At 40.3% G+C, this 26,929-nt stretch carries 18 protein-coding genes and 1 riboswitch; of the genes, 11 read left to right on the plus strand and 7 right to left on the minus strand.

What is annotated here, in order from left to right:
* Window positions 1-14 precede the first annotated feature (14 nt).
* Together ACEXOE_RS20450 and ACEXOE_RS20455 are read right to left on the minus strand one after the other, a co-directional pair.
* Window positions 15-983, minus strand: a complete 969-nt coding sequence (locus tag ACEXOE_RS20450) for an electron transfer flavoprotein subunit alpha/FixB family protein (RefSeq protein ID WP_394750721.1) — start codon at window positions 981-983, stop codon at window positions 15-17.
* Between the two features lie 69 nt (window positions 984-1,052).
* The gene (locus ACEXOE_RS20455; protein WP_394750722.1) at window positions 1,053-1,799 is read right to left on the minus strand and encodes an electron transfer flavoprotein subunit beta/FixA family protein; all 747 of its coding nucleotides are present in this window, start codon (window positions 1,797-1,799) and stop codon (window positions 1,053-1,055) included.
* 288 nt (window positions 1,800-2,087) lie between these two features.
* On the opposite strand from ACEXOE_RS20455, the gene ACEXOE_RS20460 reads away from it, so the two are divergent.
* The 4 genes from ACEXOE_RS20460 to ACEXOE_RS20475 all read left to right on the plus strand — a co-directional run bounded on the left by ACEXOE_RS20460 (window position 2,088) and on the right by ACEXOE_RS20475 (window position 8,801).
* Complete coding sequence (locus tag ACEXOE_RS20460) at window positions 2,088-3,065, plus strand: pyruvate dehydrogenase complex E1 component subunit beta (RefSeq protein WP_394750723.1); 978 nt, start codon at window positions 2,088-2,090, stop codon at window positions 3,063-3,065.
* 173 nt (window positions 3,066-3,238) lie between these two features.
* Entirely contained in the window at window positions 3,239-5,734 is a 2,496-nt protein-coding gene (locus ACEXOE_RS20465; protein ID WP_394750724.1) for a DUF5686 family protein, read from the plus strand.
* A 144-nt stretch (window positions 5,735-5,878) separates the two neighbouring features.
* A complete protein-coding gene (locus tag ACEXOE_RS20470; protein ID WP_394750725.1) occupies window positions 5,879-6,406 on the plus strand; it encodes an inorganic diphosphatase in 528 nt (175 codons plus the stop codon).
* A gap of 112 nt (window positions 6,407-6,518) precedes the next feature.
* Entirely contained in the window at window positions 6,519-8,801 is a 2,283-nt protein-coding gene (locus tag ACEXOE_RS20475) for a sodium-translocating pyrophosphatase (protein ID WP_394750726.1), read from the plus strand.
* A 55-nt stretch (window positions 8,802-8,856) separates the two neighbouring features.
* Here the strand turns inward: ACEXOE_RS20475 and ACEXOE_RS20480 are convergent, their stop codons facing one another.
* The 4 genes from ACEXOE_RS20480 to ACEXOE_RS20495 all read right to left on the minus strand — a co-directional run bounded on the left by ACEXOE_RS20480 (window position 8,857) and on the right by ACEXOE_RS20495 (window position 12,762).
* Window positions 8,857-9,717, minus strand: coding sequence for an alpha/beta fold hydrolase (locus tag ACEXOE_RS20480; RefSeq protein WP_394750727.1), 861 nt, complete (start codon window positions 9,715-9,717; stop codon window positions 8,857-8,859).
* Between the two features lie 89 nt (window positions 9,718-9,806).
* A complete protein-coding gene (locus ACEXOE_RS20485) occupies window positions 9,807-10,421 on the minus strand; it encodes a deoxynucleoside kinase (RefSeq protein ID WP_394750728.1) in 615 nt (204 codons plus the stop codon).
* A 182-nt stretch (window positions 10,422-10,603) separates the two neighbouring features.
* Entirely contained in the window at window positions 10,604-11,287 is a 684-nt protein-coding gene (locus ACEXOE_RS20490) for a response regulator transcription factor (protein WP_394750729.1), read from the minus strand.
* A complete protein-coding gene (locus tag ACEXOE_RS20495; RefSeq protein ID WP_394750730.1) occupies window positions 11,284-12,762 on the minus strand; it encodes a sensor histidine kinase in 1,479 nt (492 codons plus the stop codon). Before ACEXOE_RS20495 ends, ACEXOE_RS20490 begins: the two co-directional genes overlap by 4 nt.
* Window positions 12,763-12,980: 218 nt before the next feature.
* Between ACEXOE_RS20495 and ACEXOE_RS20500 the strand changes: the two genes are divergently transcribed.
* The 5 genes from ACEXOE_RS20500 to ACEXOE_RS20520 all read left to right on the plus strand — a co-directional run bounded on the left by ACEXOE_RS20500 (window position 12,981) and on the right by ACEXOE_RS20520 (window position 19,703).
* Window positions 12,981-13,364 carry a hypothetical protein gene (locus ACEXOE_RS20500; protein ID WP_394750731.1) on the plus strand — a complete coding sequence of 128 codons (384 nt, stop codon included), beginning with the start codon at window positions 12,981-12,983 and terminating at the stop codon, window positions 13,362-13,364.
* A gap of 24 nt (window positions 13,365-13,388) precedes the next feature.
* A complete protein-coding gene (locus tag ACEXOE_RS20505) occupies window positions 13,389-14,234 on the plus strand; it encodes a GLPGLI family protein (RefSeq protein WP_394750732.1) in 846 nt (281 codons plus the stop codon).
* Between the two features lie 65 nt (window positions 14,235-14,299).
* A complete protein-coding gene (locus tag ACEXOE_RS20510; RefSeq protein WP_394750733.1) occupies window positions 14,300-15,463 on the plus strand; it encodes an aspartyl protease family protein in 1,164 nt (387 codons plus the stop codon).
* A gap of 24 nt (window positions 15,464-15,487) precedes the next feature.
* Complete coding sequence (locus tag ACEXOE_RS20515) at window positions 15,488-18,178, plus strand: carboxypeptidase regulatory-like domain-containing protein (protein WP_394750734.1); 2,691 nt, start codon at window positions 15,488-15,490, stop codon at window positions 18,176-18,178.
* Between the two features lie 193 nt (window positions 18,179-18,371).
* Window positions 18,372-19,703, plus strand: a complete 1,332-nt coding sequence (locus ACEXOE_RS20520) for a GntP family permease (RefSeq protein WP_394750735.1) — start codon at window positions 18,372-18,374, stop codon at window positions 19,701-19,703.
* 115 nt (window positions 19,704-19,818) lie between these two features.
* On the opposite strand, the gene ACEXOE_RS20525 is transcribed toward ACEXOE_RS20520, so the two are convergent.
* Complete coding sequence (locus ACEXOE_RS20525) at window positions 19,819-20,961, minus strand: hypothetical protein (protein WP_394750736.1); 1,143 nt, start codon at window positions 20,959-20,961, stop codon at window positions 19,819-19,821.
* A 304-nt stretch (window positions 20,962-21,265) separates the two neighbouring features.
* Between ACEXOE_RS20525 and metK the strand changes: the two genes are divergently transcribed.
* Window positions 21,266-22,522: a methionine adenosyltransferase gene (gene metK, locus ACEXOE_RS20530; protein WP_394750737.1), complete on the plus strand. Its 1,257-nt coding sequence runs from the start codon at window positions 21,266-21,268 to the stop codon at window positions 22,520-22,522.
* A 706-nt stretch (window positions 22,523-23,228) separates the two neighbouring features.
* Window positions 23,229-23,331, plus strand: a riboswitch (SAM riboswitch).
* Window positions 23,332-23,456: 125 nt separating this feature from the next.
* Window positions 23,457-26,843 (plus strand): bifunctional aspartate kinase/homoserine dehydrogenase I, encoded by a 3,387-nt coding sequence (gene thrA, locus ACEXOE_RS20535; protein ID WP_394750738.1) that lies wholly within the window; start codon window positions 23,457-23,459, stop codon window positions 26,841-26,843.
* Window positions 26,844-26,929: the final 86 nt, after the last annotated feature.

The raw sequence follows: 26,929 nt of genomic DNA on the forward strand, positions 1-26,929 counted from the left end.
CAAATTAACAAAAATTAAGCGTTCTGTGCTTTAAATTCTTTTAATTTTTCGATGAGCTTCGGTACAACTTCAAAAGCATCTCCTACAATTCCGTAATCCGCTGCTTTGAAAAATGGAGCTTCTGGATCGGTATTGATTACCACTTTTACCTTGGACGAACTTACACCGGCCAAATGTTGAATGGCTCCGGAGATACCAATGGCAATATATAAATTACTGGCTACAGGTTTTCCTGTTTGCCCTACGTGTTCTCCATGGGAGCGCCATCCTAAATCGGAAACGGGCTTGGAACAAGCTGTGGCCGCACCTAAAACATCAGCAAGTTCTTCGATCATTCCCCAATTTTCAGGGCCTTTAAGACCTCTACCTCCAGACACAACAATATCTGCATCGGCAATAGTAGCTTTTCCTACTACTTTATCGATTTCTACAGATTTTGTAGAAAAATCATTTTCGGACAAGGCAGGAGAAAAAGCCTCGACACTGGCATCCACAGGATTTTCAACAGCACCAAAAGCATTATTGGAAACACCTATAACTTTAGTCTCCGCATTGATCTGTGTCTGAGCAAAACCTTTATTACTAAAGGCCGTTCTTTTCACTACAAATGGACTTGTGCTTATTGGAGCGGCCACTACATTGGGAACATATCCTGCTTTTAAAGCTCCTGTCAATAAGGAGGCTAAAAACTTAGTGTCCGCACTAGAGCTAAGAATAATGGTAGAGGCAGCTTCCTTTTCAACAGCCTGGGCAATAGCATTACTGTAGGCTTTTGCATTAAATATTTTTAAACTATCATCGGAAACATGCACTACTTTAGAAGCCCCATAAGCGCCCAGACTATCACCAGCTTCCACATTAAAAGCAATGGCGGTAACTGTTGTGCCCAATTGTTGTGCAACCTCATAGGCATAAGAAGTTACTTCAAAAGCATTTTTTTTGAATTTTCCGTTTTCTGATTCTGTATATACTAATACTGACATATTATTTTATATTTTAAAACCAACTGCCAAAATCAATTCGGGCATCTGGAATTTAAGACTTTTCTTTTTTTAGATCACTTTGGCTTCGTTGTGCAATAAATCTACCAATTGATCAATATTGGCAGCATCAACCAGGGTAACCGCACCCTTGGGAGCAGGTTTTTCAAATTTGGTATCTTCAGTGGCTTTAAGGGCATCTACGGGCTCAACAACCGTTAATGCTTTTTTTCGGGCCATCATAATACCTCTCATATTAGGGATTCTTAAATCACTTTCTTCTACTAGACCTTTTTGCCCCCCAATAATCAGGGGTAAACTTGTTTCTATCTTTTCTTTACCACCATCTATTTCCCTTAGGGCCGTAGCCGTAGTACCTTCTACATCTAATTGAATGCAGGTGTTTACAAAATTGATGTCTAAAAGCGTGGACATGATGCCAGGGACCATTCCTCCGTTATAATCTATAGACTCTCTTCCCGCGATAATAAGGTCATACCCCCCGTTTTTTGCTACAGCTGCCAATTGCTCGGCAACAAAGAAACCATCGGTGGGTTCTGCGTTAACTCTAATGGCGCCATCTGCTCCAATAGCTAAAGCCTTACGTATGGTAGGTTCCGTACCTACAAGTCCAACAGTGGCCACATCTACGGTAGCACCCTGTTTTTCTTTGAACCACATGGCACGGGTAAGTCCAAATTCATCATTGGGATTAATGACAAATTGTACGCCATTGGTGTCAAATTTAGTGTCTCCATCGGAGAAATTTATTTTAGAAGTAGTGTCGGGTACATTGCTGATACAAACTAATATCTTCATTTGCTGTTTTTTTTAATTCAAACGGATCATTTTACACCGCTTGCTATACATTGTCGTTAATGGATTCATTATCATTACAGAAAATAAATCCGATACTATTTAGGATTTCGTAATAATTTATACTGCTTTTTAAAAAGCGATCAAAGATACGCAATATTTTTCAAATTTACTATGCGTGCATAGTAAATTTGAAAAATATTTTTAAGCTTACCCACTATAGATTTGATATATATTTTCCTATTTTTGCTAGCGTTTTGAGCATTTTTTATATAGATAGAGCACAGATAGATGAAAACATTACAATTTAGGGAAGCCATAGCTGAGGCCATGTCCGAGGAAATGAGAAAAGATGAGTCCGTTTACTTAATGGGCGAGGAAGTTGCCGAATATAATGGAGCGTACAAAGCTTCGAAGGGAATGTTGGATGAATTTGGCCCGGAACGGGTATTGGATACTCCAATTTCGGAATTGGGATTTTCTGGTATTGCTATTGGTTCTGCCATGAATGGTAATAGGCCTATTGTAGAGTTTATGACGTTCAATTTCTCCATGGTGGGTATTGATCAAATTATCAATAATGCGGCTAAGATTCGCCAAATGTCCGGTGGGCAATTCAACTGCCCTATAGTTTTTAGAGGACCTACCGCTTCTGCGGGACAATTGGCAGCAACCCATTCCCAGGCATTTGAAAGTTGGTATGCCAATTGCCCAGGTTTAAAAGTAGTGGTTCCCTCCAACCCAAAAGACGCGAAAGGATTATTAAAATCGGCCATTCAAGATGACGACCCCGTAATTTTCATGGAATCGGAACAAATGTATGGCGATAAAGGAGAAGTTCCGGAAGGAGAATATATGATTCCTCTGGGCGTTGCAGATATTCGTCGTGCGGGAGAAGATGTGACCATTGTTTCTTTTGGTAAGATCATAAAAGAAGCCGACAAGGCGGCAGAAGAACTTCAAAAAGAAGGAATCAGCTGTGAAATTATTGATCTTAGAACGGTGCGCCCATTGGATTATGATGCGGTATTGAACTCGGTGAAAAAAACGAATCGTTTGGTGGTATTGGAAGAAGCCTGGCCTTTTGGAAATGTGGCTACGGAGATTACCTATCATATACAATCCCATGCCTTTGATTATTTGGATGCCCCTATAGAAAGAATAAACACTGCCGATACTCCAGCACCCTATTCTCCAGTATTATTGGCAGAATGGTTGCCCAATCACAATGACGTGATCAAGGCTGTTAAGAAAGTGTTATATAGATAAGGAAAACCATTTCCGAAAAGTATCTTCGCTTCGCCAACATTTGTTGGCGAAGTTTTTGTTTAAAAAAAAGGGTACGCTATTTGATAGGAATTTTACGTTAAAACAAACTAATGACGATTTACTGCTTTACGGTTCCTATTATAGGGCTGTAAAGATGTAATATATACAGACAAATGAAAAAATTCCTTTTTCCCCTATTCCTCTTATTTTCTTGTATTGCCATAGCCCAGAGTAAAGTAAGTGGCATCGTAGTCGATGAAACAGGTTCTCCTGTGGCTTTTGCCAATGTCCTTTTTAAAAACTCTACCGAGGGAACCATTACCAATGATAATGGTCGTTTTTATATGGAATCGGACAATACCCATAGTACTTTGGTGGTCTCTTTTATAGGTTATGAGACCCAGGAAATTCCATTGACATCCAAAGTGACCTATAAAATGAGGATTGTCATGAAGGAATCTAGCGAACAACTGGATGAGGTGGTGGTCTATACCGGGAAGCAGTCCAAGAAAAATAATCCGGCTATTGATATTTTGCGAAAAATATGGGCAAAGAAACGACAGAACGGGGTTCGAAAATTTAAGCAATATGCCTATGATGAATATGAGAAGATCGAGTTTGATCTGAATACCATAGACAGCTCGGTAATCAAAAGCAAGATATTCAAAGGCTTGGAATTTATTTTTCAAGATTTGGATACGTCCCGAATTACGGGAAAAACCTATTTGCCTATTTTCCTGACAGAAACCTTTTCCAAGGTGTATGGTGACAATGTATTGAATACCATGAAAAAGGAAATCGAAGGCAGTAAAAACTCCGGTTTTAGCAATAATCAGGCAATAACCGCTTTTGTCCAGGATTTGTATTCCGACTATGACATTTATAATAATTACTTGAAGTTTTTTGACAAAAGCTTTACCAGTCCCTTGTCCCGAACCGGAATCGATACCTATAATTACGTGTTGTCGGACAGTACTTATATCGATAATAAATGGTGCTATAACATTATCTATTACCCCAGGCGTAAAAATGAGCTGACCTTTAAAGGAGATTTTTGGGTGAACGATTCCACCTTTGCCATTAAAAAAATCAACCTAGAAGTTACTAAAAGTGCCAATATCAACTGGGTGAAGGAGATTTATATTGAACAGGAATTCGATGTGGTAAACGATTCGGTCTTTTTATTGAAGCGCGATTATATGTTGAGCGATTTTAGTTTAAATAAAAAGGAGAAATCCAAGGGTATCTATGGGAAACGGACCACGGTCTATAACAACTATAAATTTGATGAGGAAAAATCCAAAAAGTTTTATAAAAACGTAACGGATCCGTATCGACCAGAGATTTTTGCCAGAGAGGACGATTTCTGGAAAAATAACCGTTTAGAGGCCTTGAATAAGGATGAAAAGGGAATATATAAGTTATTGGATACCCTAAAAACGGTACCTAAATTTAAGACCTACTACAATATTGTGAGTATCCTTGGGTCGGGTTATGTAGAAGTGGATAAATGGAACCTGGATCTAGGGGATATTTATAGTGTTTTTGGGTTTAACGATGCCGAGGGAATTCGTTTAAGGGCTGGGGCACGGACTTATTTTGGACAAAATGACCCCTGGCGTTTGGAAGGGTATCTGGCCTATGGGTTCGATGATAAGAAATTTAAACATGGTTTTTCGGCAAAATGGCTATTGGATCGTAAAAGCCGATTAATTGTTTCGGGGGGAAATCGAAGGGATGTGGAACAGCTGGGGCTCAGTCTCACCGCTACTAATGATGTTTTGGGAAGAAGTATTGCCTCTTCCTCTGTATTGACCGTTGGTGCCAACGATCGTTTGAGCAATATTAATTTGAGCACTTTTAACATAGAAGCAGAACCCTTATCCAATTTTAGGGTGCGCTTGGGAAGTTCGTACAAAACTATAGGCTCGGCCTTGCCCGATGCCTTTAGTCTGGATTATATAGATTCGGAATCCCCAACCGGAATTTCATCGGAAGTTTCCCAATTTGAATTAAATACGATATTGGTCTATACCCCTGGAAAGAAAACCATTGGGTATGGGGTAGAACGGGTGAATGTCAATGATGACTTTAGCACCTTGCTTGTCAATTATACCCGAGGAATCGACGGATTTTTGGGAAGTGATTTTAGTTATGATAAATTACAGTTTTCGTATACCCAACCCTGGCAGATTGGAGGTTTTGGAAGGTTGTTGAGTACCGTTGAGGTTGGAAAGACCTTTGGAGAGGTGCCTCTGAGTCTCTTGAATGTGATTCCTGGAAATCAAACCTTGTTTTCCTTATACAATACCTTTCCTAATTTGGATTTTTATGAATTTGTTACGGATACCTATGCCTCGGTACATTTGGAGCATAATTTTAATGGACGTTTATTCTCTAGGATTCCATTTTTACGAAAATTAAACCTTAGGGAAATTGTAGGCCTTCGCGGTGCATGGGGTGATATTTCGGCAGAAAATATTGCATTGAATGCGCCTTCCAATATTGTACTTCAAGCGCCCAATGATCAGATTTACTGGGAATATTCTTTTGGCGTGGGTAATATCTTTAAGATATTTAGAATCGATTTCAATTTTAGGGGTAATTATTTGGACAATCCCAATGCCCGACCGTTTAGCGTTACCGGTTCCTTTGGATTTAGTTTTTAAGTATACTGTCTTTCAGAAACATAGCCAATGGTTTATTTTTGATCCTTATCTTGGTTGAAAAGATACATCCTTAATGTTTTATTAAAGTCTGAGCCTAATTTTCCGTAAAAAATCGAGTATCTTTGCGCCCCAATTATAGAAAAGATGACAAAAGAAGAAATTACATCCTTTGATGTATTGATAGAAATCCCAAAGGGAAGTAGAAATAAATACGAATACGATTTTGAATTGAAAAAGATACGATACGATCGTATGATCTTCTCTTCGATGATGTATCCAGCAGATTATGGTTTTGTTCCAGAAACCTTGGCGTTGGATGGAGATCCCTTGGATGTATTGGTATTGGTGACAGAACCAACTTTCCCGGGCTGTGTTATGGAAGTAAAACCTATTGGCGTATTCCATATGGCCGATGAAAAAGGTCCGGACGAAAAAGTAATCTGTGTTCCAGTATCCGATCCTATCGCGAATAGAGTTTCGGATTTGAGTGAGTTGAATCCACATTTGATCAAAGAGATCGAACACTTCTTTAAAGTATATAAGGATTTGGAGAAGAAAAAAGTAGATGTAGGTGGTTGGGGAGATGTCCATGAGGCCAAAGAAATTATCGTAAAATGTATAGAACGTTTTAAGAAAAGTGATGTTCCGACGAAAGAAGTCAGCATAAAATAATACCGTCCAAATGGAATAGGATAAAAAAGCAATATCATGCAAGTGATATTGCTTTTTTTTTTCTATTTGATTTTACTACATTAGCGACCCTAAATATTTAACAAGAGAATTCATGGAGTCATTGATGATTTATATGCCAATTGTAATGGCAATATTAGGTTTAGTTTACATGCTGATAAAGCGGTCTTGGGTAATGAAACAGGATGCTGGAGATGGTAAGATGAAAGAAATTTCTGATTACATCTACGAAGGAGCTTTAGCCTTTTTAAAAGCAGAGTATAAACTTCTTGCCATTTTTGTTTTGGTGGTCAGTATTTTACTGGCAATTGTATCGGTTATTGTACCTACAACGCATTGGCTTATTGTCATCGCTTTTATTTTTGGAGCATTCTTTTCTGCCTATGCAGGAAATATAGGAATGAAGATTGCTACTAAGACCAATGTAAGAACCACACAAGCCGCAAGAACTAGCTTGCCCAACGCCCTTAATATTTCCTTTGGTGGAGGTACGGTAATGGGCTTGGGAGTTGCAGGCCTTGCCGTATTGGGACTTACCGCTTTCTTTATTTTCTTCTTTCATTTTTTCATGCACGGTACTTGGACTTCTACAGAAGACATGACGATTGTATTGGAAACGCTCGCAGGATTTTCCTTGGGTGCAGAATCTATTGCATTATTTGCCCGTGTAGGTGGCGGTATTTATACGAAGGCCGCCGATGTTGGAGCTGATTTGGTAGGAAAGGTAGAGGCAGGAATACCAGAAGATGATCCAAGAAACCCAGCGACTATCGCAGATAACGTTGGTGATAATGTGGGAGATGTAGCAGGAATGGGAGCCGATTTATTTGGGTCATACGTAGCAACTGTTTTAGCTGCTATGGTATTGGGGAACTATGTGATCAAGGATATGGGAGGAAGTATTTCCGACGCTTTTGGAGGTATAGGTCCTATTCTGTTGCCTATGGCCATTGCAGGTGCGGGAATCATTATTTCTGTGATAGGAACCTTTTTGGTAAAAATAAAAAGTAATGATGCGAAAGAGAAGCAAGTAATGGGGGCTTTGAACATAGGGAATATCACCTCAATTGTTTTGGTGGCCATTTCTTGTTTTGCCCTATGTACATGGATGTTACCTGAAACCATGAAAATGGAATTCTTCGGAGAAGGATTGAAAGATGTTTCTGCTATGAGCGTATTCTTTGCCACATTGGTCGGTTTGATCGTTGGAGGAGTAATTTCTTCAGTGACAGAATATTATACTGGTTTGGGTAAAAAACCAATCTTGGAAATTGTACAAAAGTCAAGTACCGGAGCAGGAACTAATATCATAGCAGGTTTGGCCACGGGGATGATTTCTACTTTTCCATCCGTATTATTGTTTGCAGGTGCCATTTGGGCGTCCTATGCTTTTGCCGGCTTCTACGGTGTTGCTTTGGCGGCATCGGCAATGATGGCCACTACGGCGATGCAGTTGGCGATTGATGCTTTCGGACCTATTTCAGATAATGCTGGGGGTATTGCTGAAATGAGCGAACAAGAGCCTATTGTAAGAGAGCGTACAGACATTTTGGATTCTGTTGGAAATACAACGGCAGCAACGGGAAAAGGATTTGCCATTGCTTCCGCAGCATTGACTTCTTTAGCCTTATTTGCGGCCTACGTTACCTTTACGGGAATCGATGGGATCAATATCTTTAAAGCTCCTGTATTGGCCATGTTGTTCGTAGGAGGAATGGTGCCGGTAGTATTTTCTGCTTTGGCCATGAACGCTGTAGGTAAAGCAGCTATGGAAATGGTATACGAAGTGAGAAGACAGTTTAAGGAAATTGCAGGAATCATGGAAGGTACCGGAAAACCGGAGTACGACAAATGTGTGGCAATTTCTACACAGGCTTCCCTTAAAGAAATGATGTTACCAGGATTACTGACTATAGGTTTTCCTTTACTGATTGCCTTTGTGCCTTTGGCTTTTGGAATGGATAATTTGGCCATTGCCGAAATGTTGGGAGGCTATATGGCTGGAGTAACAGTTTCTGGAGTTCTTTGGGCCATCTTCCAGAACAATGCTGGCGGGGCTTGGGATAATGCTAAAAAATCTTTTGAAGCAGGTGTTGAAATCAATGGAGAGATGACCTATAAAGGATCGGAAGCACACAAAGCTGCTGTTACTGGAGATACTGTTGGGGATCCATTTAAAGATACTTCTGGACCTTCTATGAATATTTTGATCAAGTTAACCTGTTTGATCGGCTTGGTAATCGCGCCTATCTTAGGAGGACATACAGAATCCGGAGTCGCTGAATTGGAAAATGACGCTATGGAAATTCAAATGACGGAAACTGCAGATAAAGTAGTTGCCCATGATGACAAGACCATGGTATTGGAAATGAACTAACTATTCCTATCATAAATGCAAAAAGGGTATCTGTAATGGATGCCCTTTTTTTATGCTATTCTGTGAGCTGATCTAGTAGCCGATAGAGATGTGGTTTGATCAATTCGGGTCGCTTCCAGGCAATTTCATGACCGGTATCGGGAGTAGTAATGATCGTAATATTAGGGAATGCCTTAGCCGTATAGTCTACATTTCCATAAGGAACAATATCATCTTGGTCTCCATGGATATGGATAATGGGAATATTGACATTGGACCAATCTTTTTCCAATAGGGCCAATTCTTGGGCATGTACTGTTTTTTCGTCCCCGGCCACACGATATCCTGTAGGGACCAACCAACGGGTAGCCCACCATTGGGTTAAGCGGGAAGCCCATATTTTCTTCTCTTGTTCAGGGTCAATGGCTGGTGATATCATTACAATAGCCTTGATATTTTGGTTTAGCGCTGCGATTTCTGCAACCAAAGGTCCACCATAGGAGGAACCGATCAAGATGACATTCCTAAAGTCATTGGAATGTATCAATGCGCTCATTAGCTGTGCCTGTTGTTGTATGGAGGGCATAGCTTTACCAAAATTGGAGTAGCCATAGCCAGGGCGATCTACGGCATGCATATTTGCTTTTTGGGCCAAAAGCGTATCGGTCAGATAACCATTCCAAGCGGATAGGGAGCTAGGGGAACCATGAAAAAATACAAGATCAATGGTATTTTCCGATTTTTCAATATGTTGTATTCTGATGTTCAGTTTTAAACTATCGACCTCAAAATATGAAATCCGTGTAGGAATCTCCAAACTGTTGAAATGTTCTGTGATTTCAGTATCAGAAGAGCGCCATTGCAGCACCGTGCAGGATACGTTCATAGCACCTACCAAAAGAAGAGAGAAGAACTGTAATACCACACGAAATTTCAAAATACAGGGAATAAAGATTATACTTTATCATCTTTGTCGCGAAATCGGAAAGACCTTAATCGCGGGTAGTACTATAATGTGCCTAGAAGTTAGAACAAACCATGGATTTCCGCATCGATTTTATTGATGACCACCCCTAAATCTTCCGGTTTGTCCACAAAGTTTAGATTGTCCACATCAATAATCAACAGCTTTCCTTTTTCGTACCCGTGCACCCAGGCTTCATAGCGTTCGTTCAAACGACTTAGGTAATCTATGGAAATGGTATTTTCATAATCGCGCCCTCTTTTATGGATTTGATTGACGAGATTGGGAATGGAACTCCGTAAATAAATCATTAAATCAGGAGGTTGTACCAAGCTTTCCATCAATTCAAAGAGACTGGAGTAATTCTGAAAATCACGGTTGGTCATTAGCCCCATGGCATGCAGGTTGGGAGCAAAAATAAAGGCATCCTCATAAATTGTCCTGTCCTGAATAATATTTTTTCCACTTTCCCTGATTTGTAGGATTTGGCGAAACCGACTGTTCAAGAAGTAAATTTGCAGGTTAAAGCTCCATCGCTCCATTTGATTGTAAAAATCATCCAAATAGGGATTGTCCACGACGTCCTCAAAATGTGCTTCCCATTTATAATGTTTTGAAAGTAAACGGGTTAATGTAGTTTTTCCCGCGCCTATATTTCCTGCTACAGCAATATGCATATGCGATGTTTAAAATTGTTGGTTGCCCTGTGTTCTAAAGATAGTTGGTTGCACAATATACGAATGATCTTTAGGAAGAGAAAAAATAGTCTTTGAAATACCAGAGAAAAATAGACTTCTCATTATTTTAAGAGATAAAATAACAAGCTTGTAGGAAATAGAAGATAAAGCGTTCTAAAAATTCAACAGATTAATTTGTATCCATATCCTCGAACATTTACGATTTGAATATCCTTGTCTTGTTGTAATTTTTTTCGAAGCTTGGTTATAAAGACATCCATGCTTCGAGCATTGAAAAAATCATCGTCTCCCCATATCTTTTTCAGGATTAGGGAGCGATCTAAAATTTGATTTCTCTTTTCGGAAAGATGAAAAAGTAGCTCTGCTTCCCTATGGGTCAATGGAATTTCTTCCTCGCCCAGGATAAGAAGTTGCCGGGTATGGTTAAAGGTGTATTTGCCCAACTCAATATTTTCAGATTGCTGTTTTAAGCTTTTCCGAGCGAGAAGGGCATGGATCCGGACAATGAGCTCTTCCATACTGAAGGGTTTTTTAAGGTAATCATTACCTCCGTGTTGAAAGCCTTCCACGACATCTTTTACCTGAGATTTTGCCGTTAGGAATATAATGGGAATTTGCGGGTCTTTTTCACGAATCTCCTTGGCTAAGGTAAAACCATCTTTTTTAGGCATCATAACATCCAAAACCAGCAATTCTGGTTGTTCGGAAAGATATGTTTTATGTGCTTTTTCTCCGTTCTCACAAAAAAGAACTTCAAAATTTCGGGTTTCAAGACTTTCTTTTACAATTTGGCCCAAAGCGGGTTCATCTTCGGCCAATAGTATTTTTATGGGTTGGTCGCTCATAAGCTTATTTTAAAGATGGTGTTTTTGGCATCTGGAAGTAATTGGATGGTACCCCCGTGTTTCTCTACAATTTTTTTCACATAAAACAGGCCAATACCAAAACCTTTGACGTCGTGTCGGTTCCCTGTTGGTATTCTATAGAATTTATCAAAGATTTTCTCTCGTTGGTTTTTATCTATTTTTCCTCCATTATCGGCTACAGTGATCTCTGTGGCATCCAAGAGGGAATTAAGGTTGACCTCAATGGTATCCCCGCCATATTTTACCGCATTATCAATAAGGTTAGTGACCACATTTTCAAAGTGAAAAGGATCTACCTCCTTTAGCAAAGTATCCATCCCGGTCTTGAAAACAATGGATTTTGAAGGCGATAACATTTGGTGTTTATCCGTAATTTTTTGGAGCATGGCAACCATATCCATTTCTTCCTTATTGATAATTAATTTATCACTATCCAAGGTGGCGGTCTCCAATAGTTTTTCCACCATCTGATGCAATTTCTTAAGCTGTTGATCGGAAATGTCCAGGTATTTGTCTGTTTTAGCCTGATCGTTGGCCTCATTAAAATGTTTAATGCCTTCAATTGCCGTGGCTACGGTGGCTATAGGCGTCTTGAATTCATGGGTAATATTACTGATCAAATCATTCTTGATCTCCGCCAATTCCTTTTGTTTGTTAATGATATGCAGCAAATAGAGCAGACATATGATAATACATACCGAAAGTAAAAAAGATAATAAAATCCCCGTCATACTTCGTTTTAAGACCACTAGGGTAGGATTGTCATAGCGCAATTCCAATTGTTGGCCTGGAGGGAGGTAGGTAGATTTTGATAAGGTGGTCAATGCCAAATGCTTCAGGCTATCCGGATTGTATTGTTCAAAAATGGTATCTCTTTTAAGGTGATTCAAGCGATAACGAATCCCAATCTTTTTTCGAGACAGTTCCGTGTTGAAAACAGAATCCAACTTTCCAAAGTCAATGCTATCTTGGGTGATGGAAATGGTAAACTTATTGATAAAACTGCCTATATCTTGAATGCTGTCCGCAGCTCTTCTTCCTGCAAATATTGCTATGGATTCATAATTTTTAGAAGTCTTATTTCCTTGTACCGTTGTAGAACTGTCAATGAAACTGGAAAAACTAAAAGGATGATCACTATGCTCGCTGGCAAGCCTAGAACTATCAATACTGGTACTAAGATTTCCGATGTCTAGCACTTGTAAAAAATTCTTGGCCCGATCTAAGGTATAGGCGGTATCTTTTTTGGTATCTACAAAGGAAAGGAAATCGCTCTTGGCCAAATCGGTATAGTACACTTCAACTCCATTGTCCAAACTGATCTGTACTTCATTGATCAAGCGTTGCTTGTTGGTCTTATAGTTTTGAATATTCCAATAGACCTGTATGCTTATCGTAGCAATAATGGTCGCTGCGATAAAGTAAATCAGTAAACGATAGTTTTTTTGTTTCATCTGCACAGGTTTTTTGATTGGTGTATCTCGTTGAGTGCGGGCAACGTTTTACTTTTGTGATCATCTTAGCATACTACACCAAAGTATTTTACACTTCAAAAGTAATTACAATTTATGGTTGAATATCAAGCGGTTAACACTCGTTAACATTGGTTAACCTTGTTTCTTGGGAAAGGCTGCCAAATTTGCAATAGAAATCACCACTAAAATCAACATTTATGAAAACAATTACAAAACTATTTTTCAGTCTATTTCTTCTTATAGGAGTCAACAGCTTTGCTCAACAAAATACGAGTACTTCTGTAGAAAGTGCCATAACAAGTTTAGAAGTTAAAGTAACGGAAATCGAAGAATTGGAAACGTTGGATTGGGACGATATGTTTCAAGTATTCGATGGGAATGCTGCACACCAACCTATAGAAATTGCCCTTGTCATCGATGGGGATTTTAAAAAGAAATCGTTGGGAGACGCCAAGGTCACTTTCTCCAATTTCAACATAAGGCTTAACGGAATTCAAGAAAATAGAACTCAATTAAGAGAATCTATGAAAGAGGGAACAGCAAAAATCAGGACCTATCTAAAGGAGTTTACCGCAAAATAATTTTATAAAACGAATACGAAAACCATGAAAACATTAGCTCATATTTTAATTGTTACCGCAATTCTGATCAGTTCAAAACTCAATGCCCAGAATTTTAAAGGAATAGCAACCTATAAGACATCTTCCAGCATTGATATTAAAATGGACAGTACGCAAGTGCCCAATGCGCAGATGGATGAAATACAGGCCATGCTCAAAAAAGCCATGCAGAAAGAATTTGAATTGCAATTCAACGCTTCGGAATCTACATGGAAAGAGGCCGAAAGCCTTGGGGGAGCTGCTCCGGGGAATTCTAATGTAAAGTTGGTCATCTCTGGCTTTGGAGGGGGAGATGGAGCCTTATATAAAAATACAAAAGACAAAAGAAGAGTGGAATCTACCGATCTTTTCGGGAAACAATTTCTGATCAAAGACAGCCTAAATGTGTATGAATGGGAATTGGGAAGTGAAACCAAACAAATTGGACAATATACCTGTTATAAGGCTACCATGACCAGAGAGGTGAATTCGTTTCAGATTACACAAAAGGACGATGGAACTTCCGATGAAAAAAAAGAAACCAAAATGCAAACTACAACGGCTTGGTACACCCCTGAAATTCCTGTAAACCATGGCCCGGAGCGTTATTGGGGATTGCCAGGGCTGATATTGGAGGTCAATAACGGCAATAGGGTGTTGATTTGCAGTAAAATCGTATTAAACCCAAAAGAAGAAATCGTTATTGCTCCGCCTACAAAAGGGAAAGAAATTACCAGTAAAGCGTTTGAGGAAATCGCAAGGGAAAAAGCCAAGGAAATGGAAAAAATGTATAATGGAGGCGGACGTAAAAAAGGAACAAATTCCAGCTTCTCCATCAAAATAAGTGGTTAGTCAAAAATGTGGATTTTCTGTGCATTTAGTATCTTATGGTTCATTTAAACTACATCAATCAAAAAATGAAGAACGTCATCACTCTAGGAATCTTCCTATTCATAGGAATACTGAATGCACAGTTAACCACAATCCCCTTTGAAGAAAATAACCTTGTTTTTATTAAAGTAAAGGTCAATGATCAAGAAGAAGCTTTGAATTTTGTATTCGATACGGGAGCCACAACAACCGTTTTGGATAAGAAGGTAGCACAGCGCCTGGGAATTCAACCAACGGCCACCACCTATGCTCAAGGCACAGCAGGTTCTCAAAAATATGAAATAGCCCAAAGGCAGAAGATTAAAATCCAAAACCTGAACCTCGAAGGAATTCGTCTGGTCTTGGTAGATTTAGAGGAATTGGAACAGCGGACCGGCGTAGCTTTGGAGGGTATTATTGGATACGATATCCTAAGGAGGTACGTTACGCAATTCAATTTTAAGGAAAAAACAATTTCCTTGTACGAGCATATCGATGAGGTTCCTTTTTTGGAAGATCATAAACAGTTTCCCATGACCTTTAAAAATACTTCTATCCCTCTTGTAGGCCTGGAATATACCCTTGCTGATGGAAAAAAACTTCAAGGGGATTTTTTATTCGATAGTGGAGCCAATCTTACGGTTTTGTTCAATACGCCCTATGCAAAGAAGAATCGGTTGCAGCGCAAAGTAGGAAAGACCATAACGGGAAAAGCTAGGGGGCTTACAAAATCTTCTGCCTTTATTATGGGAAGTATTGAAGGTTTAACATTGTTCGATTATACTTTTGGAAATATGCCCGTACAATTGGCCACCACGAATACCGGAGTTTCTGGCTCCAAACGCTATGCAGGAATTCTAGGGGCTAAGATCATCAATAGACTGGATATGGTATTGGACTATGCAGGAGGACATTTTTACTTTAAACCCAATACGAATTTTGAAAAACCTTTTGAATTTCCCTTGAGTGGCTTTACCATAGAGAAAAGAGATGGAAGGGTCTATATCGAAACCCTTGTGGAAGGAAGCAATGCGCAACAAAAAGGTGTTGAAGAAAAGGATGAATTGCTGGGCATTGATGGGGTTTCGGAACCCAATTTAAGAACCTATCGAAAATTACTAAAAAAAGAAGGTCATACCGTAAAATTAAAATTGAAAACGCCATCCGGTACAATTAAAGAAGTAGACATTCAACTAAAACGCTTGATCTAAAGCGACAAAAAAGCAATCAAAAAAATGAAGAGAATATACATGCTCCTATTTATAGGACTGGGATACTTTTGTCCAAATCTTAATGCCCAATCGGTTACCGTTGAGGGGGTCGTAAAAGATTCTTTGAATCAGCCCTTGGAATTGGCAAATGTCATTGCTATTAATAAAAACAGTAAGGGAATTGCTTCCTACGGCATTACGGATAGTGATGGCCGCTACCGACTTTCCTTAAAAATAGATAGTTTATATACCCTTCGCGTGAGTTACCTGGGTTTTGAGACCTGGGAGAAAGAAATACAACCAAAATCCAAAGAAAAGATCACTCAGGATATTGTATTAAAAGCGGCTGCCAATGAATTGGAGGGAGTAGAATTGGTACAAGAACTACCGATCAGTGTTTCCGGAGATACCATCATCTATAAAGCGGATGCCTTTACCGATGGTAAGGAGAAAAAATTGGAACAAGTCTTGGAGAAACTGCCCGGTTTTGAAGTAGGCGAGGACGGACAAGTAAAAGTGCAAGGGAAATCGGTGAGCAAAGTATTGGTAGAGGGGAAAGAGTTCTTTGATGGAGATACCAAGATGGCTACAAAAAATTTACCTGCGAACGCAGTGGATAAAGTAGAGCTGCTACGAAACTTCAACGATGTAAGTCCTTTAAAAGGCTTGCAGAGTGATGATCGAATAGCCCTGAACATTAAATTGAAAGAGGGAAAGAAAAATTTATGGTTTGGCGATGTGGCCGCAGGGGCAGGACCGGACGATCGTTATACCTCCAAGGCCAATCTTTTCTATTATTCGCCCAAGACGAGTGTCAATTTCATCGGGGGAGCCAACAATATTGGAGAGCAATCGTTTACCCTGCAGGATTATTTCCGATTCAGTGGTGGACTGAAAAATCTGGGTAGACGATCGGGCTCTTCTTTTCAAATAAATTCGGACGATGCCGGATTGGCCTTTCTCCAAAACAATCAGGCAAGAAGTATTGAATCTGCTTTAGGGGCCTTAAACTTCAGCTACAATCCCAATAAAAAAATCAATTTTTCTGGTTTTGCCATCGCTTCCAATACAAAGACGGACCTTATTTCCAATTCCTTTAGGACCTATATTCGGGAACAAGGCAATAATGAGGAGAATTTAGCTTCGGAAACGGAGCAAGACAATACTTCGGGCCTGTTGAAATTATCTTCAACTTATACGCCCCATGCCGGGCTGCACCTTGCTTATGATGGATATTTAAAAACCGCTTCGCTTAACCAAAACGGACTTTCGAATTCTGATTTTGGAAATGTCAATAATGTCATTGGATCTACCGTAGCCCGACAGCCGTTTTCCATTGAGCAACTTTTGGAGGGTTTTTATGCCCAGAACGATAAAAACGTATGGTCTTTTGAGGCGAGCTACAAATATAAAAAACAGGACCCCACCTATGATTTAAGCACATCACAGGTACCATTCCTAGCTGCATTGGATCTCAATGGGGAAAGTCCCTTTGGGCTATTCCAGGATCAATTGATTTTTACCAATAGTTTTGATGCTGTGGTGAACTATTATCGAATTTTGAACAAGACCAATCACATTAATTTTTCCATTGGTACCAACAGCAATCATCAAGGCTTGCAATCTTCCATCGATGAGCGCTTCAGCAATGGGACCAGTACACCCCTAACAAACCCTGGTTTGACCAATGATGTATCTTATGATTTTCTGGATTTGTATGCCGGGATCAGGTATAAGACCAAACTGGGAAAATTAACCTTGAGCCCGGGCTTTACGGTGCATAGCTATCAAACGGCAAATACACAACTGGGCGTGGAGACCGAATTGGACAAAACCCTTTTCTTGCCCAGTCTAAATGCCAAATATGATATTAGAGGTTCGGAGTCCATAAGCCTTACCTACAATACCCAAGCGGAGTTTACGGATATTCAAAATTTATCGCAGGGCACTATTATCCGAAGCTACAATAGTTTGTTTTTAGGGAATCCACAATTGGAAAATGCCTGGTATCAAACCTTTAATCTCAGCTATTATAATTTTAATATGTTCAATTTTACGAATATCAATGCAAATTTGAATTATCAACGAAAAAAAGATGATATTCAAAATATACTCACCTATCAAAATCTAGATCGTAATTATACGCCTATCAATATTGATGCGGCCAATGAAAATTTGAGTGGTAGGGGAAGTTATGAAAAACGACTTTCGTTTATGAAAATTAGGGGAGAGGCCAATCTTACCTATGCCAAATACAATAATTTTATAGACGGAGCAGTAAATGAAAATACTTCTTTTGTACAAAACTATAAAACGTCTATAGATACCAATTTTAAGGAATGGCCCAATGTGGAAGTAGGTTTTGAAAAGATCATTAACGATTATCAAAGCTCTAGTGGATCGAGCACTTTTGTGACCAACCGACCTTTTGTGAACTTTGAGGCGTATTTCTTAAAAGGATTTTCGCTTATCGCAGATTACCAATACAATGACTATAAAAACAGAAATGGAAGCACCCAAAGCACCTACGATTTCTTGAATGCATCGCTCTACTACCAGAAGGAGGATAGCCATTGGGAATTTAAAATTTCTGGCTTAAATTTATTAAATACGACCTCTATCCGTAGGGATTCCTTTTCCAATAACCTGATCAGTACCTTTGAATATTTGGTACAGCCGCGCTATGTGGTATTGGGGGTAAAATACGAATTGTAATATTCCATACTCCTTTGGCAATAAGGTCAAAATGAAAACCTCATTCAATTTTGGCTTTATTGCTATTGTTGATGAGGTACTAAAAAAAAAGATGTATCCATAGGCCGAATGGCAAATCAAAGTCCAACTTTAAAATTGATCTTGTATTTTAATCCTATCAAATGTGTTGATCAAAGATTAAAATGTTGTCTGTATGAATCTACTCCTTGTCATTTTAGTTGTTCTTGTCTTTATAGTAGTTGCCATTGCCAAATTTAAGGTACACCCTTTTATCGCCTTGATTCTGGCCGCAGTAATAACTGGATTTTTAATGGGCTTGGACGGGGAGGTAATATTGGATAAACTCAGTGAGGGCTTTGGGAAAACCCTGTCTAGTATAGGAATTATCATAGGATTTGGATCTGTGATAGGCGTTTTTTTAGAAAAATCGGGAGGTACGGCAACCATAGCGAAGTACATTTTAAAGCGCATTGGAACGAAAAGATCTCCTTTGGCAATGAATTTAACGGGCATTTTAGTTTCAATCCCTGTATTCTGTGACTCTGGTTTTATTATACTCTCCGCACTGAACAAAGCCCTAAGTAAAAAAACAGGGATTTCTGTGGTGGTTTTTGCCGTGGCCCTTTCTACGGGACTTTATGTTGCCCATGTTTTTGTGCCGCCAACGCCGGGCCCCTTGGCCGCTGCCGCCGCTATGGATGCCGATTTGGGGCTCGTTATTCTTATGGGGCTTATCGTAGCCATTCCTACGGCTTTCGTAGGGTACTTATGGGCCGTAAAATCGGGCGCTAAACTTGATGCCGAACATCACGAAGAGTTAGAGGTTGCTGATGAAATCACAGAGAGCAATACCAGCGTTTTTGCCGTATTGCTCCCCATAGGAATCCCCATCCTGTTAATTGCTTTAAGATCTATTTCCAATTACCCCTCGCATCCCTTTGGAGATGGGAGTATAGCCAAAATCCTTTCTTTTATGGGGCACCCTGTGCCTGCTTTATTTATAGGCATTCTGTTGGCCGTACAATTGGTGAGCCGAAAAACTCCGGTGAAAGAGCGTTTAGGTTGGGTATCCAGCGCTTTAAAAGAAGCCGGGGTCATTATACTCATTACGGGGGCGGGAGGCGCTTTTGGGAGGATCCTCCGATCAGGAAATTTAGGAGTACTTATCGAAACCTATTTTACCGGGCTGGAAGTAGGGATATTTTTACCCTTTATCCTCGCGGCCATTTTAAAAACGGCGCAAGGCTCCTCTACCGTTGCCATTATTACCACTGCTACGATAATCGCCCCCATGACCGATGTACTGGGGTTGGAAAGTGAACTGTCCCGCGCACTTGCAGTCTTGGCCATTGGAGCTGGAGCCATGACTGTTTCTCACATCAATGACAGTTATTTTTGGGTGGTTTCCCAGTTCTCGGGAATGGATACCAAAACCACTTTAAAGAGTCATACCCTGGCTACTTTAGTGCAAGGAGTAGCCGCTATTTTGTTATTATTCTGTATTCAGATGCTTTTTAATGGATGATGACCATAAAAAAGAGGAACATTATAAAAAAACCATAGACTCCTGCAAGGAAAACAGATCTGCAATAACGACAACAGTTTCTTAGAAGGGCTATTTCCCGACAGCGGATATTCCCTTACTTCCCTCCAAAAACGTAGGATAACTTTAGATTAAAACTATTGTTATCCAAACGAACACCAAAATTATCAGCATCGGAAAATACCTGGGCACTATACTCCGGAACATACAATATTCCCAATCGGATGTTTTTGTGGATGGTAGCTCCTATTTCAATCCCTGCATTGAGGCTAGTATCGGAATCTTCCAAAGGGTTGGGAAAACCATCAAGGCCTGGAAAACCGGAAAAATCCAAGGTATAGCGGTCAACGGCCAGTCCCACACTAAATTTGATATAGGGACTTAGGTTGCTGTCTTTGTAGAATACGACCCTAGGACCAAACAATAGGCGGAAAGCGCTTTTTTCTACAGGGCCATCCGAGGCATTGACCAAATAAGTGGCGGTGACATCAAAGAAAAAGGTGTTTTTGTAGGCTTTTAAATAGGAAGGGGAAAAGCTTCCGCCTACAAAAAAGGATAAACCATTGAGGCTGGCATCAAAATTTTGCCCTCCCACAAGACCGTCATTGCTCTCAAAGAAATAGCCAACACCTACATCCAAGGTATAGGTACTTCCTTCTTCGTCATAGGCCAAATCCTTAATTTGTGTATCGGTCAAGACATATCCTTCCTCAAAATTTTCACAATTGTTGTATTGGGTGGTGAGATCATCAATTTTGGAATAGGAAAAACTATGGCTACTAACCAATTGTCTCACTTGGGGGCAATCACTGAAAAGAATGGCCAAAACACCACGAGAATATTCCGAGATGCCTGTCTTATTGGTGGCCCGAGCCAGCACTTTACTTTCTTCATCGCTTTTTTGGATGATGAGGTTGTTGGAGATGGGATTTTTGTACAGCCTTGCTTTCCCTTCTACGAGAACTTCTAACAGCTGAATGTTTCCATTGATTTTTTTGGTTTGATAGCTGCGCCCATTTTGATCATAGACCAAAGTGGCGTTGTCCAAACTTAAAATATTAAAGGTTTCAGATGTTGAGGCCTTAAAAACCAGGGCTTTAGTTCTTGGCGTCACCTTGTTGGAAAATGTTCCGGTATAGGTTTCGTCTTGTAGCATCAATTTGCCCGGATGTTTGAATTGCTGGGATTGTACAAGATAGCTACTGACAAGGAAGAGGGTTACAATAAAGTGCTTTAACATAGTTTTTTATTTTTTAGTCGATAATAATCCAATACATTACACTCTTTAAGGCAATGTTTATGGGACTTATCGCGAATTTTAACAGATGTGCGGAACTCCACTGAATTCTTTCTTAAAAGCATTTTGCCAACAAAACAATTTTCATACTTTTGCTAGCGAAGTTTAAGAGGAAAGATTTGACTGATTGCAACCTCATTAAAAATGCTAAAACAGCGGTATCGATTTCCTATTCGATTCTTGTCCACTTTAGCGGGCTGCTCCTATTCCAGGTCAAATCTTCTTCCAAAAAAATAGAAAAAGAATTATGGCATATTTATTTACCTCGGAATCTGTAAGTGAGGGACATCCAGATAAAGTAGCGGATCAGATCAGTGATGCTTTATTGGATAATTTTTTAGCATTTGATCCAGAAAGTAAAGTGGCCTGCGAGACTATGGTGACCACAGGTCAGGTGGTCTTGGCAGGAGAAGTAAAGAGCAATACCTATTTGGATGTACAATCCATTGCCCGTGAAGTGGTCAACACTATTGGGTATACCAAAGGGGAATATCAGTTTAGTGGAGATTCCTGTGGCGTAATTTCTTTGATCCATGAACAATCCCAAGATATCAACCAAGGGGTAGATCGTGGAGAAAAAGAAGAACAAGGAGCTGGAGATCAGGGAATGATGTTTGGTTATGCCACCAAAGAAACGGCAAATTATATGCCTCTGGCACTGGATATTTCCCATAAGATTCTACAAGTATTGGCAGAGCTGCGACGGGAAGGGAATGCTATTCCCTATTTGCGTCCGGATGCCAAATCCCAGGTAACTATTGAATATTCCGATGACAATGTACCGCAGCGTATCGATACCATTGTGGTATCCACCCAGCACGATGATTTTGATAGCAATGACGATGTCATGCTGGATAAGATCAAGGAGGATATTATCAACATCTTAATGCCTAAAGTGATTGCCCAGTTGCCTGCTTATGTACAGCAATTGTTCAATGATAAGATTACCTATCATATCAACCCTACTGGAAAGTTTGTGATCGGAGGCCCCCATGGAGATACAGGACTCACAGGACGTAAGATTATTGTAGATACGTATGGAGGAAAAGGAGCTCACGGAGGAGGCGCCTTTAGTGGAAAAGATCCCAGTAAAGTGGATCGTAGTGCGGCCTATGCGGCACGTCACGCGGCCAAGAACTTAGTAGCTGCTGGAGTGGCCGATGAAATATTGGTGCAATTGAGTTATGCGATTGGCGTTGTAGAACCCACTTCTATTTTTGTAGATACCTATGGTACCGCCAAAGTGGATATGGAAGATGGTGCCATTGCCCTAAAAGTAGGAGAGCTTTTTGATATGCGCCCTTTTGCGATCGAAGAACGCTTAAAATTGCGCAACCCCATCTATTTGGAATCTGCGGCCTATGGACATATGGGGAAAGAATCAACGACTATTACCAAGGTCTTTGAATCGCCTTATAACGGAAGGGTAGAAAAAGAAGTGGAATTGTTCACTTGGGAAAAATTGGACCATGTAGATGCGGTAAAAGAGGCATTTGGTTTATAAACTTTTCTGAAAACATATTGAAAACCGTGATTTCTTCTGTAGAAATCACGGTTTTTTAGTTTTATTCTGTCAGTTCAGCCTTACCTACCGTCAGGCAGGCGCAGTCGAGAACGAGTATGAGTGCTACAAAGTGGCAAACTTCGCAGAATGTGTCAGTTCGAGTGATTCCTTTTTCTGGAAGAAAAAAGGAATTGTATCGAGAACCTTTATAAAGTGTAAAAGTACTATGATATGAAAACGCTTCTCGATACATTTTTCTGTTTCACTGCGTTCACAAAAAAACACTCGAAGTGACAGCAATGTTTGAATGTGAAGTATTGTCCCCTTGAGGGGATTTTAGGGGTGTTGTTGAGGGTTGAGGTATTCGCAATTGGGAATGAGGTATTAGGTTTGAGTTTGAACTACGAAGTTGCAAACTTCGCAGAACGTGTCAGTTCGAGCGCAGTCGAGAATGAGTATGAGTGTTACAAAGTTGCAAACTTCGCAGAACGTGTCAGTTCGAGCCTGCCTACCGTCAGGCAGGCGCAGTCGAGAACGAGAGCACCTACCTGTCGGCATACAGGCGCTGTCGAGAACCACCACTTCCTATAAACCCATAGAAAAATTAACTCCAATCCAAATTATTTTACATTTTTCCACAAAATATTAGGATAATAAAAAATTCCGAACGTATATTTGTCCCTTCAAAGTTCAAACGCTTATTGAATGGTTATCAAGAAAGGTGGAGGGAATAGACCCTATGAAGCCTTAGCAACCCTTTGTGCAACGCAAAGAAGGTGCTACATTCTATCCTCCGGGACAGATAACAATAACGGAAGTCTTCCGTAATTCACTTTTCTTCTTAACACTTTTTTTGATACGCACTATACAGAAGTATAGCATGTTTGTTTTTTTAATGGAATAGAATCTAGTATAGCTAAGTAGAAGAGGAAAAATGATGCAGCATCTCGAATTAAAATCATATACCACCTATAGTGGAACCACTTTGGATATCCCATTGTCCTTCCAATTGTTTGGACCGGAATTGCACACGGCGCCCATAGTACTGGTCAACCATGCCTTGACCGGAAATTCCAATGTCAGCGGGGAAAAAGGCTGGTGGGCCGCTTTGATCGGCGATGGAAAATGCATTAATACCACAAAATATACGGTCCTGGCTTTTAACGTGCCTGGAAATGGACATGATGGTTTCCTGATTGAAAATTATAAGGACTTTGTAGCGGGAGATATCGCGGAAATCTTTTTGAAGGGATTGGCTGCTTTAGAAATCACTAAACTATATGCCATCATTGGAGGTTCCCTAGGAGGAGGGATTGCCTGGGAAATGGCCGCAATACGACCGGATATCACGGAGCACCTTATTCCTGTGGCGACCGACTGGAAATCGACCGATTGGTTGATTGCCAATTGCCAGATCCAAGAGCAATTTTTGGTGAATTCCAAACAACCCGTCCATGACGCCCGTATGCATGCCATGCTCTGTTATCGCACTCCGGAATCCTTTAAAGAACGTTTTAGCCGAAGTACCAATGAAGAATTGCAGGTGTTTAATGTGGAAAGTTGGTTGACGCATCACGGCAAAAAGCTGCAAGAACGCTTTCAATTGGCGGCCTATAAACTCATGAACCAGTTGTTAAAAACCATTGATATTACCCGAAATGGAGAAGAGGCTTTTGTGGCATTGCAAAAAAGTAACACCCATATTCATATTGTAGGGGTAGATTCGGACCTCTTTTTTACGGCAAAGGAAAACAAGGAAACCTATAAGCAATTGGCCCAAGCCAATAGTAATGTAACCTATGGGGAAGTGGAATCTCCCCATGGTCACGATGCCTTTTTAATAGAGTTTGAACAATTGGAAACGCTCTTAAAAGAGGTCTTCCATAAGCATGGAAAAGGGCAGGGGTGGAAGGTCTTAAAATTTGGTGGAAAGTCCCTGGGGAATGGAGAAGGTATCGCCAATGTGTTGGATATCGTTACGGCCAAGGCCCAAGGAGGAGAGCAAATAGCTATTGTACTGTCCGCTCGCGGCAAAGCTACCGACCAGTTGGAAGGGATACTCAAAAAGGCCGTAAAGGGGAAATCCTATCAGGAGGAATTTGACGCTTTTAAAACGTACCAACAAGATCAATACCATCGGGTCGATTTTAGTGTTGAATTCGATGCCTTATGGAAACTGTTTGAAGGGGTGTCTTTATTGGGAGATTATAGCCATAAAATAAAAGATGAGGTACTGTCTTACGGAGAATTGATCTCGGTTAAACTAGTAACGCAATTGTTGCACGAAAAAGGAATTGAAACCAAGCAAATAGATTCCAGACAGTTGATTAAAACGGATGCGACTTTTGGTGATGCCCAGGTGTTGGAATTGTTGTCCAAAGAGAATGTATTGGCTGCATTTTCAGATCTGGAAGCAGGCTGTATTCCTATTGTAACAGGTTTTATTGCCTCTAATATGGAGAATGAAACCACTACTCTAGGAAGAAATGGCAGTAATTATACGGCCTCCCTATTGGCCAATTTCCTCAATGCAGAGGAACTTCAGAGTTATACGCATGTAGATGGTATTTTTACGGCAAATCCGGATCTGGTTCCGGATGCCAGGCGTATTTCTCAATTATCTTATGGGGAAGCCAATGAGTTGGCCAATTTTGGAGCGACCATATTGCATGCTAAAACCATTATTCCCCTGCTAGAGAAGAATATTCCTTTACGAATATTAAATACCTTCAATAATGATAATGAAGGGACTTTGATCAGCGCTGAAACGAGTAAAGAAGGCATTAAATCCCTTTCGGTGATCGAAGATATGGCCCTCATTAACCTTGAAGGGCGCGGCCTATTGGGAAAAGTGGGCGTTGATGCCCGTATCTTTAAGGCTTTGGGGAATAACAATATCAATGTGAGTATTATCTCCCAAGGCTCCTCTGAACGCGGTATAGGATTGGTGGTAGAGGCGAAAAAAGCGACCAAGGCAAAGAAAGCGCTGGAGACAGAATTTCAGGATGATTTTTATACCAAGGATATCAATATGATCACCGTACTCCGTGAAGTTTCTGTAATCTCTATTGTAGGTCAGGACCTCAGTACCTTCCATAAACCGTATAACGAGTTGATCAAGAACGGGATTGTTCCTTTGCTTTTCAACAACACCATTACGGGAAAGAATGTGAGTTTGGTGCTGCAGAAAGCACATTTGCACAAGGCCTTGAATGTAATGCACGGACAGGTTTTTGGAATCAGTAAAAAAGTGAATCTCGCTATTTTTGGACATGGCAATGTAGGCGGAACCCTAATCGATCAGATTTTAAAATCTGCAAAAACCATTGAGAAACGCAAAGGGATTCAGCTCCATATTTTTGCAGTGGCCAATTCCAGAAAAGTCTTATTGAATGCCTACGGAGTGACCAAAAATTGGCGTTCCTCGCTTAGAGAAAATGGCATTGGGTATACCCCAGCAGATGTCTTCGATTTTGCAGAGAAGCATCACTTGGAAAACCTGATTGCCATAGACAATACGGCTAGTTTGGACTTTGTGGAACAATATGCAACATTTATTGCCAATGGCTATGATATGGTATCCTCCAATAAAATCGCAAATACCTTGGATTTTGGCTATTACGAAACATTACGGCAGGTACTGGACAAGCATCAAAAGCAGTACTTGTACGAAACCAATGTGGGTGCCGGACTTCCTTTGATCGATACGATCAAATTATTGCATTTGTCCGGGGAAAATATCACCCGAATTAAAGGCGTATTTTCAGGTTCCCTGAGTTATATTTTCAATACGTTTTCCGAGGTGGACGCTCCTTTTTCCCATATTGTACAGGAGGCCATGGCCAAAGGATTTACTGAGCCTGATGCACGGGAAGACCTTTCGGGGAATGACGTAGGGAGAAAATTATTGATTTTGGCCCGGGAATTGGATTTGAGGAACGAATTTTCGGATATTGCCATCCAAAATCTCATTCCTGCTGGATTACAAGAAATTTCAAGAGAGGAATTTCAAGAACAGATTTCTTCCTTGGATGAAGCATTTCATCGCTTAAAACAAGAACAAGCCCCAGGACACGTACTGCGCTATGTGGGAGATTTGTCCGGAAATTTGCAGAAAGAAAAAGGTACCCTAGAAGTGAAACTCATTTCTGTGCCCAAAGAAAGTGCCCTGGGCCAGGTAAAGGGATCAGATTCTATTATAGAGATCTATACAGAATCTTATGGAGAGAACCCTCTGGTAATTCAGGGTGCAGGCGCCGGTGCAGCCGTGACTGCGAGAGGAGTTTTTGGCGACATATTGCGAATTGCAGAAAAAGGATAGTTGAAATTTGAGTAATGAAATATAATAATTGCCCCTTTGAGGGGATTTGGAGATGTTTAAGACTCCATCACAAAAATGACATAACA

Origin of the sequence: Spongiimicrobium salis, from assembly GCF_043678055.1 — a bacterium.
Taxonomy (GTDB): Bacteria; Bacteroidota; Bacteroidia; order Flavobacteriales; family Flavobacteriaceae; genus Spongiimicrobium; species Spongiimicrobium salis.

Bases quoted from the DNA above. Each gene is read 5' to 3' on its own strand.
- ACEXOE_RS20450 (WP_394750721.1), bottom strand. From the start codon at position 983: ATGTCAGTATTAGTATATACAGAATCAGAAAACGGAAAATTCAAAAAA.
- ACEXOE_RS20455 (WP_394750722.1), bottom strand. From the start codon at position 1,799: ATGAAGATATTAGTTTGTATCAGCAATGTACCCGACACTACTTCTAAA.
- ACEXOE_RS20460 (WP_394750723.1), top strand. From the start codon at position 2,088: ATGAAAACATTACAATTTAGGGAAGCCATAGCTGAGGCCATGTCCGAG.
- ACEXOE_RS20465 (WP_394750724.1), top strand. From the start codon at position 3,239: ATGAAAAAATTCCTTTTTCCCCTATTCCTCTTATTTTCTTGTATTGCC.
- ACEXOE_RS20470 (WP_394750725.1), top strand. From the start codon at position 5,879: ATGACAAAAGAAGAAATTACATCCTTTGATGTATTGATAGAAATCCCA.
- ACEXOE_RS20475 (WP_394750726.1), top strand. From the start codon at position 6,519: ATGGAGTCATTGATGATTTATATGCCAATTGTAATGGCAATATTAGGT.
- ACEXOE_RS20485 (WP_394750728.1), bottom strand. From the start codon at position 10,421: ATGCATATTGCTGTAGCAGGAAATATAGGCGCGGGAAAAACTACATTA.
- ACEXOE_RS20490 (WP_394750729.1), bottom strand. From the start codon at position 11,287: ATGAGCGACCAACCCATAAAAATACTATTGGCCGAAGATGAACCCGCT.
- ACEXOE_RS20495 (WP_394750730.1), bottom strand. From the start codon at position 12,762: ATGAAACAAAAAAACTATCGTTTACTGATTTACTTTATCGCAGCGACC.
- ACEXOE_RS20500 (WP_394750731.1), top strand. From the start codon at position 12,981: ATGAAAACAATTACAAAACTATTTTTCAGTCTATTTCTTCTTATAGGA.
- ACEXOE_RS20505 (WP_394750732.1), top strand. From the start codon at position 13,389: ATGAAAACATTAGCTCATATTTTAATTGTTACCGCAATTCTGATCAGT.
- ACEXOE_RS20510 (WP_394750733.1), top strand. From the start codon at position 14,300: ATGAAGAACGTCATCACTCTAGGAATCTTCCTATTCATAGGAATACTG.
- ACEXOE_RS20515 (WP_394750734.1), top strand. From the start codon at position 15,488: ATGAAGAGAATATACATGCTCCTATTTATAGGACTGGGATACTTTTGT.
- ACEXOE_RS20520 (WP_394750735.1), top strand. From the start codon at position 18,372: ATGAATCTACTCCTTGTCATTTTAGTTGTTCTTGTCTTTATAGTAGTT.
- ACEXOE_RS20525 (WP_394750736.1), bottom strand. From the start codon at position 20,961: ATGTTAAAGCACTTTATTGTAACCCTCTTCCTTGTCAGTAGCTATCTT.
- metK (WP_394750737.1), top strand. From the start codon at position 21,266: ATGGCATATTTATTTACCTCGGAATCTGTAAGTGAGGGACATCCAGAT.
- thrA (WP_394750738.1), top strand. From the start codon at position 23,457: ATGATGCAGCATCTCGAATTAAAATCATATACCACCTATAGTGGAACC.